The 23,589-nt window shown below is 65.5% G+C and carries 22 protein-coding genes, 1 other RNA gene and 1 pseudogene; 6 read left to right on the top strand and 18 right to left on the bottom strand.

All coding sequences use genetic code 11. The features are described 5' to 3' along the window. Both CAL18_RS05355 and CAL18_RS05350 read right to left on the bottom strand, forming a co-directional pair. Nucleotides 1-139 (bottom strand): annotated as a pseudogene (locus CAL18_RS05355) (electron transfer flavoprotein subunit beta/FixA family protein); the annotation flags it as partial. A gap of 69 nt (nt 140-208) precedes the next feature. Further along, complete coding sequence (locus CAL18_RS05350) at nt 209-1,132, bottom strand: histone deacetylase family protein (RefSeq protein WP_094817476.1); 924 nt, start codon at nt 1,130-1,132, stop codon at nt 209-211. Nucleotides 1,133-1,142: 10 nt separating this feature from the next. Between CAL18_RS05350 and mltB the strand changes: the two genes are divergently transcribed. Then, entirely contained in the window at nt 1,143-2,279 is a 1,137-nt protein-coding gene (gene mltB / locus CAL18_RS05345; protein WP_094817475.1) for a lytic murein transglycosylase B, read from the top strand. Between the two features lie 29 nt (nt 2,280-2,308). Here the strand turns inward: mltB and cysM are convergent, their stop codons facing one another. The 15 genes from cysM to gyrA form a co-directional block, all read right to left on the bottom strand. Then, a complete protein-coding gene (gene cysM, locus CAL18_RS05340; RefSeq protein ID WP_026640526.1) occupies nt 2,309-3,235 on the bottom strand; it encodes a cysteine synthase CysM in 927 nt (308 codons plus the stop codon). A 76-nt stretch (nt 3,236-3,311) separates the two neighbouring features. Then, complete coding sequence (locus CAL18_RS05335) at nt 3,312-3,791, bottom strand: ComEA family DNA-binding protein (protein ID WP_094817474.1); 480 nt, start codon at nt 3,789-3,791, stop codon at nt 3,312-3,314. Nucleotides 3,792-3,927: 136 nt separating this feature from the next. Beyond that, the gene (rfaD, locus tag CAL18_RS05330; RefSeq protein WP_026640525.1) at nt 3,928-4,920 is read right to left on the bottom strand and encodes an ADP-glyceromanno-heptose 6-epimerase; all 993 of its coding nucleotides are present in this window, start codon (nt 4,918-4,920) and stop codon (nt 3,928-3,930) included. Further along, nucleotides 4,917-5,858 carry a D-glycero-beta-D-manno-heptose-7-phosphate kinase gene (gene rfaE1 / locus CAL18_RS05325; RefSeq protein WP_094817473.1) on the bottom strand — a complete coding sequence of 314 codons (942 nt, stop codon included), beginning with the start codon at nt 5,856-5,858 and terminating at the stop codon, nt 4,917-4,919. The genes rfaD and rfaE1 overlap by 4 nt, the downstream gene beginning before the upstream one ends. After that, nucleotides 5,855-7,078 carry a lipopolysaccharide assembly protein LapB gene (lapB, locus tag CAL18_RS05320; RefSeq protein WP_026640524.1) on the bottom strand — a complete coding sequence of 408 codons (1,224 nt, stop codon included), beginning with the start codon at nt 7,076-7,078 and terminating at the stop codon, nt 5,855-5,857. Before lapB ends, rfaE1 begins: the two co-directional genes overlap by 4 nt. A 46-nt stretch (nt 7,079-7,124) precedes the next feature. After that, nucleotides 7,125-7,439, bottom strand: a complete 315-nt coding sequence (locus CAL18_RS05315) for a lipopolysaccharide assembly protein LapA domain-containing protein (protein ID WP_026640523.1) — start codon at nt 7,437-7,439, stop codon at nt 7,125-7,127. A 189-nt stretch (nt 7,440-7,628) separates the two neighbouring features. Next, nucleotides 7,629-7,991, bottom strand: a complete 363-nt coding sequence (locus CAL18_RS05310; protein ID WP_026640522.1) for an integration host factor subunit beta — start codon at nt 7,989-7,991, stop codon at nt 7,629-7,631. A gap of 2 nt (nt 7,992-7,993) precedes the next feature. After that, nucleotides 7,994-9,706 (bottom strand): 30S ribosomal protein S1, encoded by a 1,713-nt coding sequence (gene rpsA, locus CAL18_RS05305; protein WP_026640521.1) that lies wholly within the window; start codon nt 9,704-9,706, stop codon nt 7,994-7,996. A gap of 115 nt (nt 9,707-9,821) precedes the next feature. Continuing rightward, nucleotides 9,822-10,520, bottom strand: coding sequence for a (d)CMP kinase (cmk, locus tag CAL18_RS05300; protein WP_094796227.1), 699 nt, complete (start codon nt 10,518-10,520; stop codon nt 9,822-9,824). Continuing rightward, nucleotides 10,510-11,853, bottom strand: a complete 1,344-nt coding sequence (gene aroA / locus CAL18_RS05295) for a 3-phosphoshikimate 1-carboxyvinyltransferase (protein WP_094817472.1) — start codon at nt 11,851-11,853, stop codon at nt 10,510-10,512. Before aroA ends, cmk begins: the two co-directional genes overlap by 11 nt. Nucleotides 11,854-11,859: 6 nt before the next feature. Then, nucleotides 11,860-12,765: a prephenate dehydrogenase gene (locus CAL18_RS05290; RefSeq protein WP_094817471.1), complete on the bottom strand. Its 906-nt coding sequence runs from the start codon at nt 12,763-12,765 to the stop codon at nt 11,860-11,862. Next, entirely contained in the window at nt 12,762-13,883 is a 1,122-nt protein-coding gene (gene hisC / locus CAL18_RS05285; protein WP_026640517.1) for a histidinol-phosphate transaminase, read from the bottom strand. Before hisC ends, CAL18_RS05290 begins: the two co-directional genes overlap by 4 nt. Before the next feature lie 22 nt (nt 13,884-13,905). Then, nucleotides 13,906-14,991 carry a prephenate dehydratase gene (gene pheA / locus CAL18_RS05280; protein ID WP_026640516.1) on the bottom strand — a complete coding sequence of 362 codons (1,086 nt, stop codon included), beginning with the start codon at nt 14,989-14,991 and terminating at the stop codon, nt 13,906-13,908. Beyond that, nucleotides 14,984-16,114, bottom strand: a complete 1,131-nt coding sequence (gene serC, locus CAL18_RS05275) for a 3-phosphoserine/phosphohydroxythreonine transaminase (RefSeq protein ID WP_170940290.1) — start codon at nt 16,112-16,114, stop codon at nt 14,984-14,986. Before serC ends, pheA begins: the two co-directional genes overlap by 8 nt. Next, nucleotides 16,114-18,771 (bottom strand): DNA gyrase subunit A, encoded by a 2,658-nt coding sequence (gyrA, locus tag CAL18_RS05270; RefSeq protein ID WP_026640514.1) that lies wholly within the window; start codon nt 18,769-18,771, stop codon nt 16,114-16,116. Before gyrA ends, serC begins: the two co-directional genes overlap by 1 nt. A gap of 381 nt (nt 18,772-19,152) precedes the next feature. On the opposite strand from gyrA, the gene ompA reads away from it, so the two are divergent. The 5 genes from ompA (at nt 19,153) to ssrA (ending at nt 23,083) form a co-directional block, all read left to right on the top strand. Next, the gene (gene ompA / locus CAL18_RS05265) at nt 19,153-19,737 is read left to right on the top strand and encodes an outer membrane protein OmpA (protein ID WP_026640513.1); all 585 of its coding nucleotides are present in this window, start codon (nt 19,153-19,155) and stop codon (nt 19,735-19,737) included. Nucleotides 19,738-19,817: 80 nt separating this feature from the next. Further along, nucleotides 19,818-20,546: a bifunctional 2-polyprenyl-6-hydroxyphenol methylase/3-demethylubiquinol 3-O-methyltransferase UbiG gene (ubiG, locus tag CAL18_RS05260; RefSeq protein WP_026640512.1), complete on the top strand. Its 729-nt coding sequence runs from the start codon at nt 19,818-19,820 to the stop codon at nt 20,544-20,546. Continuing rightward, the gene (locus tag CAL18_RS05255; RefSeq protein ID WP_094817469.1) at nt 20,543-21,217 is read left to right on the top strand and encodes an HAD-IA family hydrolase; all 675 of its coding nucleotides are present in this window, start codon (nt 20,543-20,545) and stop codon (nt 21,215-21,217) included. The genes ubiG and CAL18_RS05255 overlap by 4 nt, the downstream gene beginning before the upstream one ends. 260 nt (nt 21,218-21,477) lie before the next feature. Beyond that, entirely contained in the window at nt 21,478-22,650 is a 1,173-nt protein-coding gene (locus tag CAL18_RS05250; RefSeq protein ID WP_094817468.1) for an MFS transporter, read from the top strand. Between the two features lie 46 nt (nt 22,651-22,696). Then, nucleotides 22,697-23,083: a transfer-messenger RNA gene (gene ssrA / locus CAL18_RS05245) on the top strand. 418 nt (nt 23,084-23,501) lie between these two features. Here the strand turns inward: ssrA and CAL18_RS19955 are convergent. Beyond that, a partial coding sequence (locus CAL18_RS19955; protein ID WP_349290269.1) for an IS3 family transposase occupies nt 23,502-23,589 on the bottom strand: 88 nt, incomplete at its 5' end.

Below are 23,589 nucleotides of genomic sequence, written 5' to 3'. Positions count from 1 at the left end.
TGGCCTCTTCGACGGCGATCTCGTCGAACGGGTTCATGGACATCTTCACGTTCGCGATATCCACGCCCGTTTGATCCGATTTGACGCGCACCTTGACGTTGTAATCAACGACGCGCTTGACTGGTACCAGCACCTTCATCCAGCAGCCTCCTGATATATCGAAAAAAGGCCGGTCCAGACCGACCCCGCATTGCACAATTCGTTGATTCTACAACTTTGCCAACGCGCGTATATGCGCGACCACACTGCGTCCCAGGGCAGACAAGTTGTAACCGCCTTCCAGCATGCTGACGATACGACCCTGCGCATGACGCGCGGCGACGTCCGCCACGCAATCCGTGATCCAGGCGTAATCGGCTTCGACCAGCCCCATCTGGCCCATGTCGTCTTCCCGATGGGCATCGAACCCGGCGGAAATCAGTACCAGCTCGGGCGCGTGCGCTTCCAGGCGGGGCAACCACTGGTCGCGCACCAGGGCGCGCACCGCGCTGCCATCGGTATAAGCCGGCACCGGCACGTTCACCATATTGGCGCCGGGATGATCGGCGCCGCTGTTCGGAAAGAACGGATGCTGGAAAAAGCTGCACATCAGCACCCTGTCATCGCCGGAAAACGCTTCTTCGGTGCCATTGCCGTGGTGAACATCGAAATCGATGATGGCCAGGCGCCGCACCCCGTGCACGTGCATCGCATGCTGGGCCGCAATCGCCACGTTGTTCAAAAAGCAAAAGCCCATGGCTTGCTCACGGCGCGCATGGTGCCCGGGCGGGCGCACGGCGCAGAACGCTGTCTCGGCCCTGCGGCCCATTACCGCATCGACGGCGGCCAGGCCCGCGCCGGCGGCATGCAATGCGGCTTCATAGGTATGGGCGTTCATCAGGGTGTCAGGGTCGATGCTGCAGTACCCCTCGGCCGGCGACCGGGCGCGCAGGCTGTCCAGATAGTCGGCCGCATGCACCCGCAGCAGCGCGTCGCGCGGCGCGGCAGGGGCCTCTTGCTCGGCCAGGAAAGGCATCAGGCCGCTGGCCAGCAGCTGATCGGCGATGGCGTCCAGCCTCTGTGGGCTTTCCGGGTGCCAGCTACCCATTTCATGCAGCTTGCACGACGGGTGGGTAAGATAGATAGTCTCCATAAGGAAGATTATGTTCATCTGTCGGCGATTCCTGCAAATCGGCACGCTTTCCCTGATCCTGGCCGGCTGCGCCAGCTCTCCCACGACCGGCTCCGCGCACGCCCCGACTCCAAGCCCCTCCCCCTCTGACACCACCCCCATCCGCATTGGCCCGGCCAAACCGCAGCCGGAGCCCCCGGCGGCCACCCTGCCCTCGGGCGAATTGCGACCCGCCGCGCGCGCCTACGCTGACCAGATTGCGGCAGAGCGCGGCCTGTCGCCGGATATCGTCCGCGCCACCCTGGCCGACGCCCGCTATAACGCTACCGTTGCGCGGCTGATCGCCCCGTCGCCGCCGGGGCGCAAAGTGTGGCGTAGCTGGCTGACTTACCGCGCGCGTTTTGTCGAGCCCAAGCGCATCAACTGGGGCGTGCAGTTCTGGCAAGAAAACCAGGCCCTGCTGGACCAGGCCGCGCAGCGCTACGGCGTGCCGGCCTCTATCATTGTGTCCATCATCGGCGTCGAGACGCTATACGGACGCAATATGGGCAACTTCCGCGTACTCGACGCGCTGGCCACGCTGGCCTTCGACTACCCCGATCCCAGCCGGCCCGAGCGCGTCGAAATGTTCCGCGGCCAGCTCGCCGACTTCATCACCCTGGCGTTGCACGGCAAACTGCCCCTGGAGGCGTCAGGATCATATGCCGGGGCCATCGGCATGCCGCAGTTCATGCCCGGCAGCATCATGCGCTATGCCGTGGACGGCGACCACGACGGCCATATCGACCTGACCAACAGCGTGGCCGACTCCGTCATGTCTGTGGGCAATTTCCTGGTCGAGCACGGCTGGCTTCGCGGCCTGCCGGTGTTTGCGCCGGTTGTCCTGCCGCCCGACCCTTCGGCGCTGGCCTCGGGCGGCCTGCAGCCCACGCACACCTGGGCCAGCCTGCAGGCCGCCGGCGCCCGGCTTGCGCCAGGCACGGACGGCGCCGGGTGGATCGACCGCCCCCTGGGCGTGGTAGACCTGCAAGAAGAAGCGCGGGGCACGGTGCAGTACCGCACCGCCACACCCAACTTTTTTGCCCTGACCCAATACAACCGCAGCTATTTCTACGCCACTGCGGTGGCCGACCTGGCCGCCGCAGTGCAGGCACGCATGAACCAATAGCGCCCGCGGCCAGGTAGACGCCCCGCTGCTCAGGCCGGCTGGGCGTCGTCGAACACGCCAGTCGACAAATACCGGTCGCCGCGGTCGCAAACGATGAAGACAATCGTGGAATTTTCCACACGTTCGGCGACACGCAACGCGGCCACCAACGCCCCGGCCGACGAAATGCCGCCGAAAATGCCTTCTTCGGCGGCCAGCCGCCTTGCCATGACCTCTGCCTCTTGCTGGCCGATGGACTCGTACGCATCAACCAGGCTGCGATCGAAAATCTTGGGCAGGTATGCCTCGGGCCATTTGCGGATACCCGGAATCTGCGAACCCTCGGCCGGCTGCGCGCCAACCACCTGCACTTGCGCATTGCGCGATTTCAGGTACGTAGACACACCCATGATGGTGCCCGTCGTGCCCATGGCGCTTACAAAATGGGTCACGCGGCCTTCGGTTTGCTGCCAGATTTCCGGCCCGGTGCCTTCGATGTGGGCGCGCGGGTTGTCGGGGTTGGCGAACTGATCCAGCACCTTGCCCTTGCCTTCGGCCTGCATGGCCGTTGCCAGGTCGCGCGCATATTCCATGCCGCCCTTGCTGGCCGGGGTAAGAATCAGTTGCGCGCCATAGGCCGCCATCGCGGCCCGGCGCTCAACCGAGAGGTTGTCGGGCATGATCAATACCATGCGGTAGCCGCGCATGGCGGCCGTCATGGCCAGTGCGATGCCGGTGTTGCCGCTGGTTGCCTCGATCAGGGTGTCGCCCGGCTTGATCTCGCCACGCTCTTCGGCGCGCAGAATCATCGACAGCGCGGGCCGGTCTTTTACGGAGCCGGCGGGATTGTTGCCTTCGAGCTTGGCCAGAATGACATTGCCGCGCGGGTCGCCCGCCGCGCCCGGAATGCGTTGCAGGCGCACCAGCGGCGTATTGCCGACGGTTTGTTCGATAGTGGGATAAGTAGAGGTAGCCATGCGATCGATAATAACCGCTGCCGCGACGCGGCAACGCCAAAGCCGCGCTTGCGCCAGGGATACCGGGCGCTGGCTGTCACGGACCTGAACGCGCGGGCAGCGCCGGCGCGAATTCCGGCGTCGCGACGCTGCCGGGCGTCAACACCGGCACGCCCGCCCCGGCCGTCAGTCCGGCGGCGCGCAGGCTTTCCAGGCGCTTGCGGCCTATGCCTCTTACGCGATCGGACAAGTCTTGCAGCGATTCGAAGGGGCCGGCGCGCTCGCGCTCTTGAATGATGACTTGCGCGGTGCGCGGCCCGACTCCATGCAGGGCCTCGAGCTCATGCGCAGACGCGGCGTTCACGTCCAGCGACTGGGCCGGCATGGCGGCAAAAGACAAGCTGCCCGCCACTGCGCAGCGTCCTACTGCACGTGCCAGAGGGCGCGGCGCGGGCGCGTGGCCCGCCCGACCCGGCTGGCGCGGGCCTACCAGCGGCCATCGGGGCGCCAGGCGTATCGACGGGCGCGGCGCCGCAGGCCTGGGCACGGCGACGGGATCATGCAAAAAAGGATTCATGGCTGGGCTCCGTTCAAGGGCGGCAGGTCCGCAGACCTGCCTGGCCCGCCATGATGCGCCGGGCGCCTCTTGGGGCGGCGACGCACTGAATGGGAAAGTCCACCGTGGAACTACGCCACGGGGCCACGCCCGCGCGTCAGGCTTTGCGCGCGCGCCAGTAGCGTACGTATTCCGCCACGCCCGTCTGTACATCGCGCATCGGGGCCGTGAAGCCGGCGGCCCGCAGCTGCGCCACGTCGGCCTGCGTATAACTCTGGTAGCGGCCTTTCAGGTCGTCGGGGAAAGGGATATAGCGCAGCAGCCCTTGTTCGACCAGCTTGTCCAGCGGCAGGGCCGCTTCGCCGCGCTCTTGCCGCAAGGTATTGACGACAGTGGCGGCCACATCGTTGAACGGCTGCGCACGGCCCGTGCCGCAATTGAAAATACCCGACACCTGGGGATTGTCGAGGAAATGCAGATTGACGGCGACCACGTCGTCGACCGAAATGAAATCGCGGCTTTGCCCGCCGTCGGCATAACCGTCCCAGCCGGCAAACAGGCGCACGTGGCCTTCGGACAGGAACTGGTTCATGTTGTGGAACGCCACCGATGCCATGCGGCCCTTGTGCTGTTCGTGGGGCCCGTATACGTTGAAGTAGCGCAACCCCACCACCTGGGCCGTCAGCGCGTGCATGCGAGTGCGCAGCACCTGGTCGAACAGCAGCTTCGAATATCCATAGACATTCAACGGGTGCTCGTTGGCCGGGTCTTCGACATAGACGGACGACCCGCCGTAGACGGCTGCAGACGACGCATACAGAAACGGAATGCGTTGGGCCTGGCAATACTCGAACAATTCCAGCGTGACCCGGTAGTTGTTGTCGAGCATGTAGCGGCCGTTGCGCTCGGTGGTGTCCGAGCATGCGCCCTGGTGCAGCACGGCGCGCACCGGCGGCAGCGACCCTGCCTGCACACGGCTGCGGAAGTCATCTTTGTCCAGGTAATCGGCGATTCGACAGTCGACCAGATTGAGGAACTTGTCGCCCTCGGTCAGGTCGTCAACCGCGATGATGTCCTGGATGCCGCGGCGGTTCAGCCCGCGCACCAGGTTGCTGCCGATGAAGCCGGCGGCGCCCGTGACGACGATCATGTGGGTTCTCCTGCAAGTTCTGCGGCGGTCACGACCGACGTGCCCAGTTTGCCGACGACGATGCCGCCGGCCCGGTTGGCCCACGCCATGGCGTCGACCCAGGGCAGGCCGATGGCGCGCATGGCGGCCAGGGTGGCCAGCACGGTATCGCCCGCGCCCGACACATCGAACACTTCGTGCGCCTGCGCATCGACGTGCTCGCGCCCGTCCGCGGTAAATAGCGTCATGCCCTGCTCGGACCGTGTGATCAGCAGGGCTTCGATATCGAGATCGGCGCGCAGCTGCTGGGCGCGCTCGGTCAGTTGGGATTCGGAACTCCAGCGCCCCACCGCCTGCTGCATTTCGGCGCGGTTGGGCGTAACCAGCGTGGCGCCCCGGTAACGCGAGTAATCATCGCCCTTGGGGTCGACCAGCACGGGCATGCCTGCCGCGCGTGCCTGGGCGATAAGCGATTCGACGCGTTCGAGCGCCCCCTTGGCGTAGTCGGACAGCACCAGCACATCGTGGCCGGCCAGGTGCCGCTCGAAGCGGGCCTGGAGATCATCCAGCGTGGCTGTGCGGGGCTGCTCTTCGAAATCGACACGCAGCAATTGCTGCTGGCGGCCCAGCACGCGCATCTTGAGCGTGGTGGGATGCTCGGCATCGGCAACCAGGTCGGCGTCTACGCCTTCCTGGGTGGCCATCCGGCTTATGCTGGCGCCGGCCTCGTCCGCGCCCACAATGCCGATGAGCGTGGCCTGGCCGCCCAGGGCCGCCACGTTGCGCGCGACGTTGGCCGCGCCCCCCAGGCGGTCTTCACGGCGCGCCACGCGCACCACGGGCACCGGCGCTTCGGGCGAGATACGGTCGACTTCGCCGAACCAATAACGGTCGAGCATGACGTCGCCCACGACCAGAACGCGGCTGCCCGCAATGGCCTCGGCGGGAAATGGCTTCATTCAAGTTCTTCCAGACGGCGCGGCGCGTAGGTCTCCCAGGCATTGCAACCCGGGCATTGCCAATAATAACGCCGCGCCTGGAAGCCGCAATTGCGGCAGGCGTAGCGGTCCAGGCGCTGCGTATGTTTATGGATCAGGCTGCGCAGCAGGCTGAGGTCGGCGCCGCGCACCGGCCCATGCTCCTGCTCGCCAGATTTGGCGCTGCCCAGCTCGGCCTCGAGCAGGCGGTCGAGCCCCAGCAGCGAAGGGTGATGCCGCAAAGCGCCGCGAGCGAAGGCCCACGCGGGCGCAGCGCCCTGCTGGACGCGCAGTTCGCGGAACACCACATTGAACAGGTCCAGCGAAGGGTGTTGCGCGTATTGTTTCTGCAGCACTTCCAGGCCGGCGGCGGCCTGGTCGGCAGCGCGGTAATTCGCGAGCAATTGCTCGGCGACCAACCCGGCGTACTCGGGCGCATCCGCCAGGATCGACTCCAGGTACATGCGTTCGCGCTTGGGGTCTTGCTCGAGCTGTGCCAGCCGCGCCCGCAGCAGGCCGGTGCGCACCTTGCTGGGCTTGCTGCCGACCTCGCCCTGGCCGACCTGCCGGGCGGCATGATCTGCGGCGTCCAGCGCGGTGTGCGCCGCATCGGCATCGAATGGCTTGGCCGACAACGCGGCCTGGGCCTGCTCGCAGTAATAATGAACGATCTGCGGCACCGGTTCGTCGACCAGGCCATGCAGGGTCTTGACTGCCTCGATGGCGCGCGCCCAGTCATGCTCGGACTCATAGATGCGGATCAGCGAGCGCAGCGCCGGCAGGGCGTAACGCGTGTCTTTCAGCTGTTCGAAGGCCGCTTCGGCGCGGTCGAGCATGCCGGCCTTGAGAAAGTCATGGGCCAGTTCGTGCTGTGCGTGCTCGCGCTCGGCCTCGGGCAGGTCGGAGCGACTGAGCAGGCTTTGATGCACGCGGATGGCCCGCTCCATTTCGCCCCTGCGGCGAAACAGGCTGCCCAGGGCAAAGTGCAGTTCGGTGGTTTCGGGGTCGAGCTTGGCGACTTCGACGAAGGCGTCGATGGCGCGGTCGGGCTCTTCATTGAGCAGGAAGTTCAGGCCACGGAAGTATGAATCGGGCAGCGTGCGCGTTTCACGCAGCATCTGCCGGAAATCAAATCGTGCCGCCAGCCAGCCCAGTGCAAACAGCACGGGTACGAAAATCAGCCACCAAGGTTCGAAATCCACGCTGCGAGCTCTGTTCCGGTCGTAAGAAAGTAAAAAGAACCGCCGATTACAGCGGCGACATGGGCGCGATGGCTTCGGGCGCCACGACGGGCTGCTTGCCGTCGGCGGCGGCCTGCAGGCGTTCCAGCTCGCGGCGCAGGCGCATGGCTTCGCGGCGGCGGCGCATGGCGGCAGGAACGGTAAGCAGCAGTCCGAACAACGTGCCCAGCACAAATGTGGCCAGCATGACCACGATCAGCGGCACGTCTTGTATGACGTAGTCGGCATAGAACTTGACCGCAACCGGGTCGGTGTTCTTCAGCGCGAACATCAGCACGGCGACGAAGACGAGCAATCGCAGGGCCCAGACAAAGTAGCGCATGGCGCATGCTCCAAGAACGCGAGACATCAATTGTAAGCGTAAGCCGGCAAGGCTAAACAGCAAATATCGCCTGCGATGCCGCGCGATCCCGGGCCTGCCTGCGGCGTATCGGGGTGTGGCGGCCAAAACAAAGCCCCTTGACGAATCAAGGGGCTTTGCATGCGGGCCGTGCCCGGCGAACCTGCGCAGCTACATGGCGTGAGCGCCAAGCAGCGTGGGCTGGGATTCGTCCGAGGCGTCGCCAGCGGGCGGCGGTGATGCCGCCGCGTCACCGGCCAGGTCGACCCGCTCGCGCAGTTCTTTGCCGGCCTTGAAATGCGGCACCTGTTTGCCAGGCACCAGCACCTGCTCGCCCGACTTGGGGTTGCGCCCGATGCGGGGTGAGCGCTGCGACAACGAAAAGCTGCCAAACCCACGGATCTCGATGCGCTGGCCCGAGGCCAGGGCCTGGGTCATTGCATCGAGCATGGTCTTGACCGCGTAATCGGTGTCGCGGGCGGCCAGCTGGGGATAGCGGGCCGCCAATGCGGCGATCAGCTCCGACTTGGTCACTATCAGCCGTCGTTGCGCTGTTGGTCCAGCTTGGCCTTGAGCAGCGCGCCCAGGTTGGTGGTACCCGAGGAGGCGCTGGCTTCGGACATGCGCTGGATCGTGTCGGCGGTTTCGGCGTTATCGCGAGCCTTGATCGACAGCTGGATCGAACGCGTCTTGCGATCGATGTTGACGATCATGGCTTCGATGTTGTCGCCGGCCTTCAGCACGGTGGTGGCGTCTTCCACGCGGCCCGACGAGATCTCGGAAGCACGCAGATAGCCTTCGACGTCGACCGACAGGGTCACGACCGCGCCCTTGGGCTCGACCGACTTGACCACGCCAGGCACCACGGCGCCCTTGTCGTAGGTGGCAACGAAGTTGTTGAAAGGATCGCCTTCAAGCTGCTTGATGCCCAGCGAGATGCGTTCCTTGTCGGTATCGATGCCCAGTACCACGGCCTCGATTTCGTCGCCCTTCTTGAAGTTGCGCACGGCTTCTTCGCCCGATTCGGTCCAGGACAGGTCGGACAGGTGCACCAGGCCGTCGATGCCGCCGGGCAGACCGACAAACACGCCGAAGTCGGTGATCGACTTGATGGCGCCGCGGACCTTGTCGCCACGCTTGAAGTTGGTGGCGAATTCTTCCCACGGGTTCTGGCGGCACTGCTTCATGCCCAGCGAGATGCGACGACGGTCTTCGTCGATTTCCAGGACCATGACTTCGACTTCTTCGCCCAGGGTAACCACCTTGCGCGGGTCGACGTTCTTGTTGGTCCAGTCCATTTCGGAGACGTGCACCAGGCCTTCGATGCCGGCTTCCACTTCGACGAACGCGCCGTAGTCGGTCAGGTTGGTCACCTTGCCGAACAGGCGGGTGCCTTGCGGATAGCGGCGGGCCAGGCCGACCCACGGATCTTCGCCCAGCTGCTTGACGCCCAGCGAGACGCGGCTCTTTTCCTGGTCGAACTTGAGGACCTTGGCTTCGACTTCCTGGCCGACTTGCAGCACTTCGGAAGGATGACGGACACGACGCCAGGCCATATCGGTGATGTGCAGCAGGCCATCGATGCCGCCCAGGTCGACGAACGCGCCGTAGTCGGTGATGTTCTTGACCACGCCCTTGACCACTGCGCCTTCGTGCAGGGTTTCGAGCAGCTTCTGGCGCTCTTCGCCCATGCTGGCTTCCAGCACCTGGCGGCGCGACAGCACGACGTTATTGCGCTTGCGATCGAGCTTGATGACCTTGAACTCGAGGGTCTTGCCCTCGTAGGGGGTGGTGTCCTTGACGGGACGCAGGTCGACCAGCGAACCGGGCAGGAAGGCGCGGATGCCGTTGGTCATGACGGTGAGGCCGCCCTTGACCTTGCCGGTGATGGTGCCGGTGACCAGCTCGCCGTTCTCGAGGGCTTGCTCGAGCTGCAGCCAGGCCGACAGGCGCTTGGCGCGATCGCGCGACAGGATGGTGTCGCCGTAGCCGTTTTCCAGGGAATCGATGGCCACCGAGACGAAATCGCCGGGTTGCACTTCGAGTTCGCCCTGGTCGTTCAGGAACTCTTCCAGGGGAATAAGAGCCTCGGACTTCAGGCCGGCGTTGACGACGACGAAGTTGTGGTCGACGCGGACGACTTCGGCGCTGATGACTTCGCCGGACTTCATGTCCTGGGTCTTGAGGCTTTCTGCGAAGAGGTCGGCGAAGCTTTCGCCGCCGGTGGCGGGGGTGGAAACGGAAGACATGGGGTTGAAATCCATTGGGCCGGAATGGCCGTTAAAAACACACCGAAGCGGATTGCCCGCGACAGTGGAGTGAATGAACCTGCCGGCAGCCATGGCCCGGGACACCGCCCGGTGACTACGACCCGCCGTCAGGGCCTGAATTTTTCCAGAAATCAAGTACCGCCTGCACCGTTTGGTCGATGGTCAGGCTTGACGAATCAAGCACGTGTGCATCGGCCGCTGGCACCAGCGGCGCCGCGCTGCGCTGCATATCGCGCGCATCGCGTTCGCGCAGGTCGCGCAAAAGATCGGCTAGATTAGCAGAAATTCCCTTGTCGATCAACTGCTTACAGCGCCTTTCGGCCCTGGCCTCGACATCTGCGACGAGGAACACCTTCAGGGCGGCATCGGGGAACACCACCGTGCCCATGTCGCGGCCGTCGGCCACCAGCCCGGGAGGCGTCCGGAAGGCGCGCTGGCGCTCGAGCAGAGCCAGCCGCACTGCGGGATACGCGGCCACGCGCGACGCGAAATTGCCGACCTGCTCCTGCCGGATGGCGTCGGCCACCTCGACGCCGTCGAGATAGACTTGCGCGCCTTCGAAACGCACGTCGAGCTCGCGGGCCGCGCGCGCCACGCCCGGCTCGTCTTCGGCCGGCAGCCCGCGGTTCATGGCGGCCAGCGCGGTCAGGCGATAAAGGGCGCCGCTGTCGAGCACCGACCAGCCCAGCGCCCGGGCCACCCGATGGGCGACGGTGCCCTTGCCGGAAGCGGTGGGGCCGTCGATGGCGATTACCGGCACGGCGCTGGCGCGAGCAGAAGGTTCAGTCGTCATGGCGATCGGGCTCGCCGGACACCAGGCCGGCGTATACGTCGAAATAATCGGGGAAGGTCTTGCTTACGCAGCCCGGGTCGAGGATGCGCACCGCCGCCGGGCCGAAGGCCGCCAGCGAAAAACACATCGCCATGCGATGGTCGTCGTACGTGCCGATGTGCGCGTCGCGCCAGGCGCCGGGGGCCGGCGGCGTCACCCGCAGCCAGTCGGGGCCGGATTCTACCGTGGCGCCCAGCTTGGCAAGCTCGGTATGCATGGCGTGTATGCGGTCGGTTTCCTTGACGCGCCAACTGCCGATATTGCGCAGGCGGCAGGGGCCGTCGGCATAAAGCGCCAGGGCGGCCGCCGTCATGGCGGCATCGGGGATCAGGTTGAAATCGGCGTCGAACGCCTTCAGGCGCTGGCCCTGGCCGACCTGCACGCCGCGCGCCTGGATCCAGTCGGGGCCAAACTCCACCTGCGCGCCCATGTCGGCCAGTGTGCGGGCAAACGCCACGTCGCCCTGTATGCTGTCGGCGCCCACGCCCGTGACGCGCACCGGGCCGCCGCCGATGGCGCCCAGCGCCAGGAAATACGACGCCGACGACGCATCGCCCTCGACCGCGATGGCGCCCGGGCTGCGATACGCGGCGCCGGGCGGCACGGTAAAGCTGCGCCAGCCATCCCGCTGTACCTGCACACCATAGCGCGCCATCAGGTTCAGCGTGATTTCGATGTAAGGCTTGGAGATCAGTTCGCCAGCGACTTCGATGACCACGGGCGTGTCGCTACCTTGTGCCAGCACGGGCGCGGCCAGCAACAGCGCGGTCAGAAACTGGCTGGACACGGCCCCCTGTACGCGCGCGGGCGCGCCGGCGCGAACCTGGCCGGCGCCGATCTGCAGCGGCGGATAGCCGTCGTGGGCCAGGTAGTCGATTTGCGCGCCCCACTGCCGCAGCGCATCGACCAGATCGCCAATGGGCCGTTCGTGCATGCGCGGCACGCCGCCAAGACGGTATTGCCCGTTCATCAGCGCCAGCGCCGCCGTCAGGGGCCGGAAAGCGGTACCGGCATTGCCCAGGAACAGTTCGGCCTGCTTCACCGGAAAACGCCCCGCGCCGGTCACCACCACCCTGCCCGGCCCGGCGTCATCCACCGCCACGCCCAGCTGGCGCAGTGCCGCAAGCATGACGCGGGTATCGTCCGAATCCAGCAAGCCGGAAATCTCGGTGCGCCCGCCGGCCAGGGCCGCCAGCAGCAATACACGGTTGGAAATGCTCTTGGACCCCGGCAAGGCCACCTGCCCCCGCGCCCGTCGCGCGCGGGGCAGATCAAGATAAGGGGTTGCGCTCATGCTGCATTACTCCTTGCGCCAATCGCGGCGAGCCTGGGCGGCGCGCGCCAGCAGCGCCTCGAGGGCGGGGCCATCGCCCCGCGCCATTGCCTGCTCGAACTCATCGAGCACCGCTCTTACTGCCGCCAGTTCGACACGCAACGCGTCACGATTCGACAGGAAAATGTCGCGCCACATCTCGGGCGATCCGGCCGCGATGCGGGTGAAGTCCCGGAAACCGGAGCCGGCCAGCGCCAGGCGCCCGGCCGCGTCTTCGGCGGCAGCCACCTGGCCCATGTAGGCCGCGGCCAGCAGGTGCGGCATATGGCTTACCGAGGCAAGCACCCGGTCGTGCGCACCGGCGTCCATATCGATGACGTGGGCGCCGCAGGCCTGCCACAGCGCCCGGACATGCTCCACGGCGGCGGGCGCGTTCTGGGGCAATGGCGTCAGGATGACCGTGCGGCGTTGGTACAGGGCCGCGTCGGCCGCCTCCGGGCCGCTGCGCTCGGCGCCGGCCACGGGGTGCCCCGGCACGAACTGGCCGACCCGTTCGCCCAGCGCCGCCCGCGCGGCCGCCACGACCTCGGCCTTGGTGCTGCCCGCGTCGGTCAGCACGGCGTCATGACGCAGGTGCGGGCGCATCTGGGCCAGCAGGCCGCCCAGACCGCCCACCGGCGTGGCCAGCAGAATGACATCGGCCTGTTCGGCCGCCTGCTGCAATGTCGCTGCGGCGTCGATGATGCCCAGGTCCCGGGCGCGCTCCAGCGATTGGGCATTGCGCCCGACGCCCAGCACGCGCCCGACCTGGCCCGCGCGGCGCAGCGCCAGCGCGGCCGACCCGCCGATCAGGCCCACGCCAACCACCGCCAGGACCGGAATCAGCGGATTTTCCGCCACATGGGCCGTGGTGCCGGTCGACGCGCGCGTCATGTTGCCAGAACGTCGGTAAGCGCCGCGATGAACCGCTGATTCTCTTCGGGCAGGCCGATCGTGACGCGCAGCCATTCGGGCAGGCCGTCGCCCGCGACCGGCCGCACGATGACGCCCCGCTTGAGCAGTTCGAGATTGATGCGCGCTGCGTCGCCCACATGCACCAGCACGAAGTTGCCGAAGCTGGGCACATAGCGCAGCGACAACGTGTCGAATGCCTGGCACAGCTGCTGCTTGCCGGCCTTGTTCAATTCGTACGAACGCGCCAGGAACGCGGCGTCTTCCAGCGCCGCAATGGCGGCAGCCTGGGCCAGCGTGTTCACATTGAACGGCTGGCGCACTCGGTTGAGCAGATCGGTCAGGCCCGGTTGCGCCACGGCATAGCCCACGCGCAATCCGGCCAACCCATAGGCCTTGGAAAACGTGCGCGACACCAACAGGTTGGGATACTGGCGCACCAGGGCCACGCTGTCGAAGCGCAGGTCGGGGTCCAGGTATTCGTTATAGGCTTCGTCCAGCACCACGATGACGCGCTCGCCATGCGCCTGGCGCACGCGGGCCAGGAACGCCGCCACATCATCGCCGGTGACAAAGGTGCCGGTGGGATTGTTGGGGTTGGCAATGAACACGACGCGGGTATCGTCCGCAATGGCGTCGAACATGGCGTCCAGGTCGTGCCCGTAATCGACGGCCGGCACCTGGATATGGCGGGCGCCGCGAGCCTGCGTGGCCAGCCGATACACCACGAACGAATGCTGCGCATATACCGCGGACGCGCCCGGCTCGAGCAGCGCCAGCGCGGCGATCTCGAGAATGTCGTTGGAACCGTTGCCCAGCGTGAGCCAGTTCATCGGCACGCCGTAGCGCTGCCCCAGCGCCACCTTCAGGTCGTAACCGTTGGGGTCCGGATAGCGCGCCAGCGTGGCGGCCGCGCCTGCCAGCGCGGCGCGCGCGGTCTCGGGCATGCCCAGGGGGTTCTCGTTCGACGCGAGCTTGACGATGCCGGCCGGGTCCAGGCCGAACTCGCGTGCGAGCTCTTCAATGGGTTTGCCCGCCTGATACGGCGCAATCGCGCTGATGTGAGCGGGAGCAATCAACGGCTTGATAGCGGATGTCATGGGATGCGCGCACGCAAGGAAGTTACTGTGCCGGGTACGAGCCCAGCACCTTGATGAAGGCCACCTGGCTCTGCAGGTCGGCCAGGGCGCGGGCAACGTGGGGGTCATCGCGATGCCCCAGCACGTCGACGTAGAAGTAGTATTCCCACTGTCCGGTGCGGGCGGGGCGCGACTCGAAACGGGTCATCGAAACGCCATTGGCCGCCAGCGGGGCAAGCATGTCGTAGACTGCGCCCGCGCGGTTGGGCACGGCCAGGATCAGGCTGGTCTTGTCCTTGCCGGACGGCAGCGGCTGGAATTCGCCCACGGCCAGGAATCGCGTGCGATTCTGCGGGTCGTCCTGGATCCCCGCGGCCACAACCTGCAGGTTCCAGGCCGGCGCCGCGCTTTCGCCGGCAATGGCGGCAATCGTCGGGTCGGACGCAGCCACGCGCGCCGCCTCGGAATTGCTGGACTCGGCCACCTGTTCCAGGGCGGGATAATTGCGGTTGAGCCACGCCTGACATTGCGCCAGCGCCTGCGGGTGCGCGGCAATAGCCTTGACGCCATCCATGGCGCCGCTGCGGGTCATCAGGCAGTGGCGAATGTCCAGCGAACGCTCGCCCAGTATTTTCAGGGACGAATTCAGCAACAGGTCGAGCGTGCGGTTCACCGCCCCTTCGGTGGAATTTTCGACCGGCACCATACCCACATCGGCCTGCCCCGCCTCTACCGCCCGGAACACCTCGTCGAAAGAGGGACAGGGCAGCGAGCGTACCGCGCGGCCGAACTGCTCATGGGCGGCCTGTTCGGAAAAGGAGCCGGCCGGCCCCAGGTAGGCGACCGTCATGCCGCGTTCCAGCCCGCGACACGCCGAAATGATCTCCGTCCAGACAGCACCGACGGCGTCGTCGGGGAAAGGGCCGGGGTTCATCTGCTGCAGCCGGCGGATGATCTGGGCTTCGCGCTCGGGACGCAGCACCGGCCCATCCGCCGCGGCCGCATGCTTGACGTCGCCCACCTCCAGCGCCGCACGGGCACGCTGCCCCAAAAGTTCGAGAATCTGCGCGTCGATGGCATCGATGCGCTCGCGCAGCGGCTTGAGCTGGTCTTGCAGGGAATCAGCCATGGCGGCGCTCGAAATCCTGCATGTAGGCGACCAGCGCGCGCACGCCGTCCAGCGGCATGGCGTTATAGATCGAGGCGCGCATGCCCCCTACGCTCTTGTGGCCCTTGAGCTGCATCAGCCCGGCGGCCTCGGCGCCCTGCAGGAAGGCGGCATTGAGCGATTCGTCGCGCAGCACGAACGGCACGTTCATGCGCGAACGCACGGGGCCATGCACGGGATTGCGGTAGAACCCGGTGCTGTCCAGGTAGCCATACAGCAGGTCGGCCTTGGCGCGGTTGGCCGCTTCCATGCCGGCCACCCCGCCCTGCGCCTTGACCCACTTGAACACCAGCCCCGCGACATAGATCGCAAAAGCAGGCGGAGTGTTGTAGCGCGAATGCTCGGCCGCCACGTTGGCGTAGTCGAATGCCGAGGGGCAGATCGGCAAGGCCTTGCCGATGAGATCGCGGCGCGCGATCACCACGGTGACGCCGGCCGGGCCTGCATTTTTCTGGGCGCCCGCAAACACCAGCCCGGCCCGGGTGATGTCCATGGGGCGCGAAAGGAAGTGCGACGACGCATCGACCACCAGGGGCACATCGGGCGCGCCCAGCGTAGCCAGGTCTGGCCAGTCGTTGAATTCGACGCCGTGGATGGTTTCATTGCTGCAGAAATGCAAATAGGCGGCGTGCCGCCGCACCTGCCAGGTGTCGACGGGCGGCACCCACGTCCAGGGCGCCTGCTCGCATCCGTCGATTGTCGTGGCCACGCCGCTGCTGGCCGCCACATGTGTGTCGCCGTAGCGGCCGGCTTCTTTGTGCGAGCGCGTCGACCAATGGCCGGTCAGCACAAAATCGGCCGCCGGATCGCCCCGCCGCCCGATGAGGTTCATGGGCACGATGGCGTTCTCACCCAGGCCGCCCCCTTGCATGAACATAATGGCGTAGTCGGCGGGCACGTTCAGCAGCTCGCGCAGATCGGCCTCGGCCTGGTCGCAGATCTGCACGAAATGCTTGCCCCGATGGCTCATTTCCATCACGGACATGCCGCTGCCGTTCCAGTCCAGCATCTCGGCGGCAACCTGTTGCAACACCGTCTCGGGCAAGGCCGACGGGCCTGCCGAGAAATTCCAGGGGCGAGCCATTATTGCTCCGTAGGTTCGGTCGGTTCGGTCGAGGCGCCGGATTCGCCGTCGCCGGCATCCGTCGCGTCGGTGTCTTCGTCATCGACGTCGGCGTCGCTTTCCACTACGCGACGCACGCCGGACAGGCTGCTGCCGTCATCGACGCTGATCAGCGTCACGCCTTGGGTCGCGCGCCCCATTTCGCGGATTTCACTGACGCGGGTACGCACCAGCACGCCACCCGTAGTGATGAGCATGATTTCGTCGGACGGCCGCACCAGCACGGCGCCGACCACCTTGCCGTTGCGCGAGGTGGTCTGGATGGCGATCATGCCCTTGGTGCCGCGGCCGTGACGCGTGTACTCGACGATGGACGTGCGCTTGCCATAGCCGTTTTCCGTGGCGGTAAGCACGCTTTGCGATTCGTCGTGCGCCACCAGCAGCGCGATTACCGACTGGCTCTCTTCGAGCGTCATGCCACGCACGCCGCGCGCGTTGCGGCCCATGGGACGCACGTCGTTCTCGTCGAAGCGCACGGCCTTGCCCGCGTCCGAGAACAGCATGACGTCGTGCTTGCCATCGGTAACGTCGGCGCCGATGAGGTAATCGCCCTCGTCCAGCGCAACGGCAATGATGCCCGCCTTACGCGGATTCGAAAAATCGGAAAGCGGCGTCTTCTTGACCGTGCCGCGCGAGGTCGCCATGAAGACGAAGCTGTCTTCGCTGAATTCCTTGACCGGCAGCACCACCGTGATCTTCTCGCCATCGGCCAGCGGGAACATATTGACGATGGGCCTGCCGCGCGAGCCGCGCGTGCCCTGGGGAACTTCCCAGACCTTCAGCCAGTAGACCCGGCCCCGGTCGGAGAAGCACAGCAGGTAATTGTGCGTATTGGCAATGAAGAGCTGGTCGATCCAGTCGTCTTCTTTCATGGCCGTAGCCTGCTTGCCGCGCCCGCCGCGCTTCTGTGCACGGTATTCGGACAAGGGCTGGCTCTTGATATAGCCGGCATGCGACAGCGTCACCACCATATCGGTGGGCGTGATCAGGTCTTCGGTTTCGAGTTCGGTGGCATTGAATTCGATTTCCGAACGGCGGGTATCCTTGGTGCCGGTCGAGAATTCGGCCTTGATGGCCTGCAGTTCGTCCCCGATGATGACGGTGATGCGCTCGGGCTTGGCCAGGATGTCGAGCAGGTCGGCAATATTGGCCATGACGTCTTTGTATTCGCCGACGATCTTGTCCTGCTCGAGCCCGGTCAGGCGTTGCAGGCGCATGTTCAGGATTTCCTGCGCCTGGATGTCGCTCAGGCGGTACAGGCCATCGCCCTGCAGGCCGAAGTTCTCGGGCAGGCCGTCGGGGCGGAAAGCCGCCCGGCCGCCCACGGCGTCCAGGTCCGACCGCGACAGCATTTCGCGCACCAGCGACGAATCCCAGGAACGCGACATCAGTTCCTGGCGCGCCACCGGCGGCGTGGGCGCCGCCTTGATGATGGCGATGAAATCATCGATGTTTGCCAGCGCCACGGCCAGGCCTTCGAGCACGTGGCCGCGTTCGCGCGCCTTGCGCAGCTGGAATACGGTACGGCGCGTGACGACTTCGCGGCGGTGCTGCAGGAAGTACGAGATCAGCTGCTTCAGGTTGAGCAGGCGCGGCTGGCCGTCGACCAGCGCCACCAGGTTCATCCCGAAGGTGTCCTGCAGCTGGGTATTCTTGTACAGGTTGTTGAGAACGACCTCGGGCACTTCGCCGCGCTTGAGCTCGATGACCAGGCGCATGCCGTCCTTGTCGGACTCGTCCCGGATATCGGCAATGCCTTCGATCTTTTTCTCGTTGACCAGATCGGCGATGCGCTCCTGGAGCGTCTTTTTGTTGACCTGGTAGGGAATGGCGTCGACCACGATGGCCTGCCGGTTGCCCCTTTCCATGTCTTCGAAGTGGGTCTTGGCGCGCATGACTACGCGGCCTCGGCCGGTGCGGTAGCCTTCACGCACGCCGGCCATGCCGTAGATGATGCCCCCGGTGGGGAAATCGGGCGCCGGGATGATCTCGATGAGCTCGTCGATCGAGCAATCCGGGTTGCGCAGGCAATACAGGCAGCCGTCGACGACTTCCGCCAGGTTGTGCGGCGGAATGTTGGTGGCCATGCCCACCGCGATGCCCGAGCTGCCGTTGACCAGCAGGTTGGGCAGGCGCGACGGCAACAGCAGCGGCTCTTGCTCGCTGCCGTCGTAGTTCGGGCCGAAATCGACGGTTTCCTGGTCGATGTCGGCGAGCAGTTCGTGGGCGATCTTGGCCAGGCGGACCTCGGTATACCGCATCGCCGCGGCACTGTCGCCGTCGATGGAGCCGAAGTTGCCCTGGCCGTCGACCAGCATGTAGCGCATGGAAAAATCCTGCGCCATCCGCACGATGGTGTCGTATACCGATTGGTCGCCGTGGGGGTGATACTTACCGATAACATCACCCACGATACGGGCGGACTTCTTATAGGCCCGGTTCCAATCGTTGTTGAGCTCGTGCATGGCATACAGCACGCGCCGATGCACCGGCTTGAGGCCGTCGCGCACGTCTGGCAGCGCCCGTCCGACGATCACGCTCATGGCGTAATCCAGGTAGCTGCGACGCATCTCTTCTTCCAGCGATACCGGAAGCGTCTCCTTGGCGAAGGAATCCATATATATAGAGCGACTGAGTCAAGTAAGAGGGAAACCCGAGCCGGGCAAACAGGAAATTCTATCACCCGATCACCGGATGCCCCGGTTCAGGGGCCTTGAAGCCGTCGCCGGGGTCGCACAAACCGGCCGGAACACGCCTGTTGTCAAAAACCAACATCCCTGCGGCACACAGGGAAGAAAAGCTCATATCCAGCACCAATGCGGCTTTCCGAGGAAGCCAAAGGTCATCAAATGCCTTAACATTGTTTCCAGCACGCAGGAGACCCAGTAGCGATCCTTTGAACCTTTTCTGGGCGTTGCTATACTGGCCCCGTTTTCCTGATATGCGGCGGGGGTTCGCTGCGAGTCACTTATCCAGCTTCAAGCTCAACGAGGAGAAACATGAACAAACCCTCCAAATTCGCTCTGGCGCTCGCCTTCGCCGCCATTACGGCTTCCGGTGCAGCTTCCGCGCAAACCGTGGACAACTGGCGCAATCCGTTCGGCGACGTGTGGATGAACGGCACGAATGAACTGTGCTGGCGCGACGCCTTCTGGACCCCCGCCACCGGCATCCCCGGCTGCGACGGCGTTCCCGTTGCTCAAGCGCCCGCCGCCAAGCCGACGCCCATGGCCACCAAGGTTGTCTTCAATGCCGACACGTTCTTCGACTTCGACAAGTCGACCCTGAAGCCGGAAGGCCGCCAGCTGCTGCAGCAAGTCGCTCAGCAAGCCCAGGGCATCAACCTCGAGACCATCATCGCCGTCGGCCACACCGACTCGATCGGTACCGAACAGTACAACCAAGGTCTGTCCGAGCGTCGTGCCGCTTCGGTCAAGGCCTACCTGGTCAGCCTCGGCATCGACCCCAACCGCATCTACACGGAAGGCAAGGGCGAACTGCAGCCCATCGCTTCCAACAAGACGCGTGAAGGCCGTGCCCAGAACCGCCGCGTTGAGATTGAAGTCGTGGGTAGCCGCCGTTAATCGACGCGCTAACCGCTACAATGAAGGGCCTCGCTTTGCGAGGCCCTTTTTTCATTCCGGCGCCGCGCGCCCTGATGCCCATGACGACCCAAGCCTCCGCCACCGCCCGCCCCGGCGTCAACGCAGATCAGGCCGAACTCGACAAGTTCGCCGCCCTTGCCGCCCAATGGTGGGACCCGGAAAGCGAATTCAAGCCCCTGCACGCCATCAACCCGCTACGCCTGGGCTGGATCCAGGAATGCGCGGGCAGCCTCGCCGGCAAAACCGTGCTTGATGTCGGCTGCGGTGGCGGCATCCTGTCAGAAAGCATGGCGGTGGCCGGCGCCCGCGTTACCGGCATCGACCTGGCCGAGCGTTCACTGAAAGTCGCGCGCCTGCACGGCCTGGAATCCGGCGTACAGGTTGAATATCGTGCCGTACCCGTGGAAGACCTGGCCATCGAACAGCCCGGCCACTACGACGTCGTGACCTGCATGGAAATGCTGGAACACGTCCCCGACCCCGGGTCGGTGGTGCGCGCCTGCGCAGAACTGGTCAAGCCGGGCGGCTGGGTGTTCTTTTCCACCCTGAACCGCAACGCCAAATCGTTCCTGTACGCGATTGTCGGCGCCGAATACGTGTTGCGCCTGCTGCCGCGCGGCACCCATAGCCACGAGCAATTCATCAAGCCCAGCGAGCTGGCCGCCTCGGCCCGCCAGGCCGGGCTGCAGCCCGTCGGCATGCGCGGCATGGAATACAACCCCATCACCCAGGTGTACCGCCTGACCGACGACACCTCTGTAAACTACCTGATGGCCACCCGCAAATGAGCGCCCTCATCCTGTTTGATTTCGACGGCACACTGGCCGACACCGCCCCCGACCTGGCTGCCGCGGCGAACCGCCAGCGCACGCGGCGCGGCATGGAACCCCTGCCGTACGAAGCTTTGCGCCCCGTGGCGTCGCAAGGCGCGCGCGGCCTGTTGCGCGTGGCGCTGGGCCTGCTGCCCGATCATCCCGAATACGAGCCCGCCCGCCAGCAGTTCCTGCACGACTATGCAGCCGGCTCCACGGTACACAGCCAATTGTTTCCCGGCATACCGGCATTGCTCGAGCAGATACGCGCGCGGGGCCTGGCCTGGGGCATCGTAACCAACAAGGTCACCCACCTTACCTTGCCCATCGTCGAGTTCCTGGGCCTGACGCGGCACAGCGCGGTACTGGTGTGCGGCGACACCACCGAGCACGCCAAGCCTCACCCTGCCCCGCTGCTGCACGCGGCCCGCGAAGCCGGCTACGCCACCGACCGTTGCGTCTACGTCGGCGACGACCTGCGCGACATCCAGGCCGCCCATGCCGCCGGCATGCCCGCCGTGGCGGCCGCGTATGGCTACCTGGGCCAGGACGAGAACATCACGACCTGGGCCGCCGAGGCCTGCGTCGATACGCCCGACCAACTCTGGAGCGCGATCGAACCGCTGCTGCCCAGCCAGGCGCGCTGACGCTCGCCGCGTACCGCGCGAAGCGCCGGTTCACGATACTGGCGCTCGGGCACATTGTTCATCCGGTTCGAACACTCATGCCGAATCAGCCGTCTTTATCTCACTGACTGGCATCAGTACAGTAGCGCCTTGACGCAATGCGTTGCCGCCGGCCCGCCGCTCCTCTCTCCGCGGCGTGGCCCGGATCCCGGCATCCAGGTCTTCATCACTTCCCCACCACCCGCTTTTCTGTGCGCGGCCGCGTGCCGCGTCACGTCGCAATGCTATTGCCTATTCTCTTGCTGTCCACAGCCGGCTTTACCGTACTGACGACTGAGTTCCTGATCGTCGGCCTGTTGCCGCCACTGGCACGCGATCTGCACGTATCCGTATCACAGGCGGGCCTGCTGGTTACCCTGTTTGCCTTCACCGTCGCCGCCACGGGCCCCCTGTTGACGGCCCTGATGGCCAACGTGAACCGTAAGCGCCTGTTCGTGGGCGTGCTGGCGTTGTTCGGATTGGCGAACACCCTGGCCGCACTGGCGCCGGATATCGGCGTCATGGCCCTGGCGCGCTTCGTGCCCGCCCTGGCGCTGCCCGTGTTCTGGTCGCTGGCAAGCGCGACCGCCATGGAACTGGGCGGCCCGGCGCGGGGTGGGCGCGCGGTCTCCATGGTGGCATTCGGCATCGTCGCGGCCACGATATTCGGCATCCCCCTGGGCGTGCTGATCTCCGATGCCTTCGGATGGCGAACTGCATTCGGCGTGCTGGCGGCGGCGGCATTTGCCAAGGCCGCACTGCTATGGGCGTTCTTTCCCGACCCGTCGCGCGTAACGCAGCCCGTTGCGCTGGCAGCCCAGGTGCGCGTGCTGCGAGACCCGCGGGTCGCGGGACACGTGTTGCTTTCGCTGCTGGTGTTTACCGGCATGTTCACGGCCTATACTTATCTGGCCGACATGCTCGAACGCCTGGCCGGCTTCAATGGGCAATGGGTGGGATGGTCGATGATGGCCTTTGGCGCCATCGGCATGCTGGGCAACTGGGCGGGCGGCCGGCTGGCCGACCGCAGCGCGCTGGGCGCCACGCTACTGTTTGCCGCCATGATGACGGCCGCACTGGCGGGGCTAGGGTCGGTGATGCAGGCGCCTGGAATGCTCGCCGTCGCGCTGGGCGTATGGGGAGTCGCGCAGGCGGGGCTGTTCGTGGTGTGCCACGTGCGGGTCATGAAGTCGGCTCCGGCAGCGCCCGCATTCGCGGCGTCGCTGAACATCTCGGGCGCCAATATCGGCATCGGCCTGGGTGCGATGGCGGGCGGGTATGTGATCGACCATTTCGGCCTGGCCAAGTTGGGCCTGGCGGCGGCCGGCCTGGTCGTAGCTGCCATGGCCGTGGGACTGCTGCTCGCCGTGCGGCCGCGCCGTGCGACGCAGCGCCCGGCTCGCACCGCCGCCTGACCGGGCCGCACCCCGACACGCGGATCGGAGTACAATAGAACTACTTGGGGCCGATCCGGATTCGACGTGGGTCGCGAAACAACTCAGGGCATGCCGAGCACCAGTAAGCTCGTTAATCCACTGGAACACTACAAACGCCAACGACGAGCGTTTCGCTCTCGCCGCTTAATCGGTGAGCCGCTGCACTGATCTGTCCTTGGGTCAGGCGGGGGAAGGCAACTTCCCAGGGGGCAACCCCGAACCGCAGCAGCGACATTTACAAGGAATCGGTTTGTGCTGGGGTCACACGGCACAGGCTTAAATTACGTGAATCGCCCTGGTCCGGCCTGTCGGTTGGCTAAGTCCAGGGTTAAATCCAAATAGGCCGACTAAGCATGTAGAACTGGTTGCGGAGGGCTTGCGGACGGGGGTTCAATTCCCCCCGGCTCCACCAAGTTACCAAATCCCAACCCTTATCGGTTGGGATTTTTTTTGCCTGGAACGCCAGTATTGGCGCGGTTTCCGGGCATGGCCTCGCGAGCGGTGGGTATGTTCGCAGTCCCGTTTTCGCCCCTTCTCGCCTCTCTGTTCTCTGTTTTTCCTACCGGGCTCGCGAGCGTTCGCGAGGCTTCCCCCTGGTTTTATGCGGGTTTCGGGTCGATGGGTTGTAACTGGCGGTTGGATACAGCAAGCGACCGGACGTGCACTGCGGTGATATGATGGCCTCATCCAAAGCAAGGGTAAGACGGTGGAAAGTAACGAGAAAAGAGAAGGTGCTCAGTTCGTTCGCTGGTTTGGCCCATTGCTCGACGCGCTTCGCAAACTGGGCGGTTTGGCCTTGCCCCGTTTCTCCGGACAGTTTGTTTAACCTCTCAAGCCGCTGCCTCGAATTGCATGGGGCTGACGTAGCCCAACGTTGAGTGTTGGCGTCGGGGATTGTAGAACCGCTCGATGTAATCG

The sequence above is a fragment of the Bordetella genomosp. 7 genome, from assembly GCF_002261415.1.
Classification (GTDB): domain Bacteria; phylum Pseudomonadota; class Gammaproteobacteria; order Burkholderiales; family Burkholderiaceae_B; genus Bordetella_A.
Note: the sequence above shows the minus strand (reverse complement) of the source record. Positions and strands in the feature narration are given on the sequence as shown.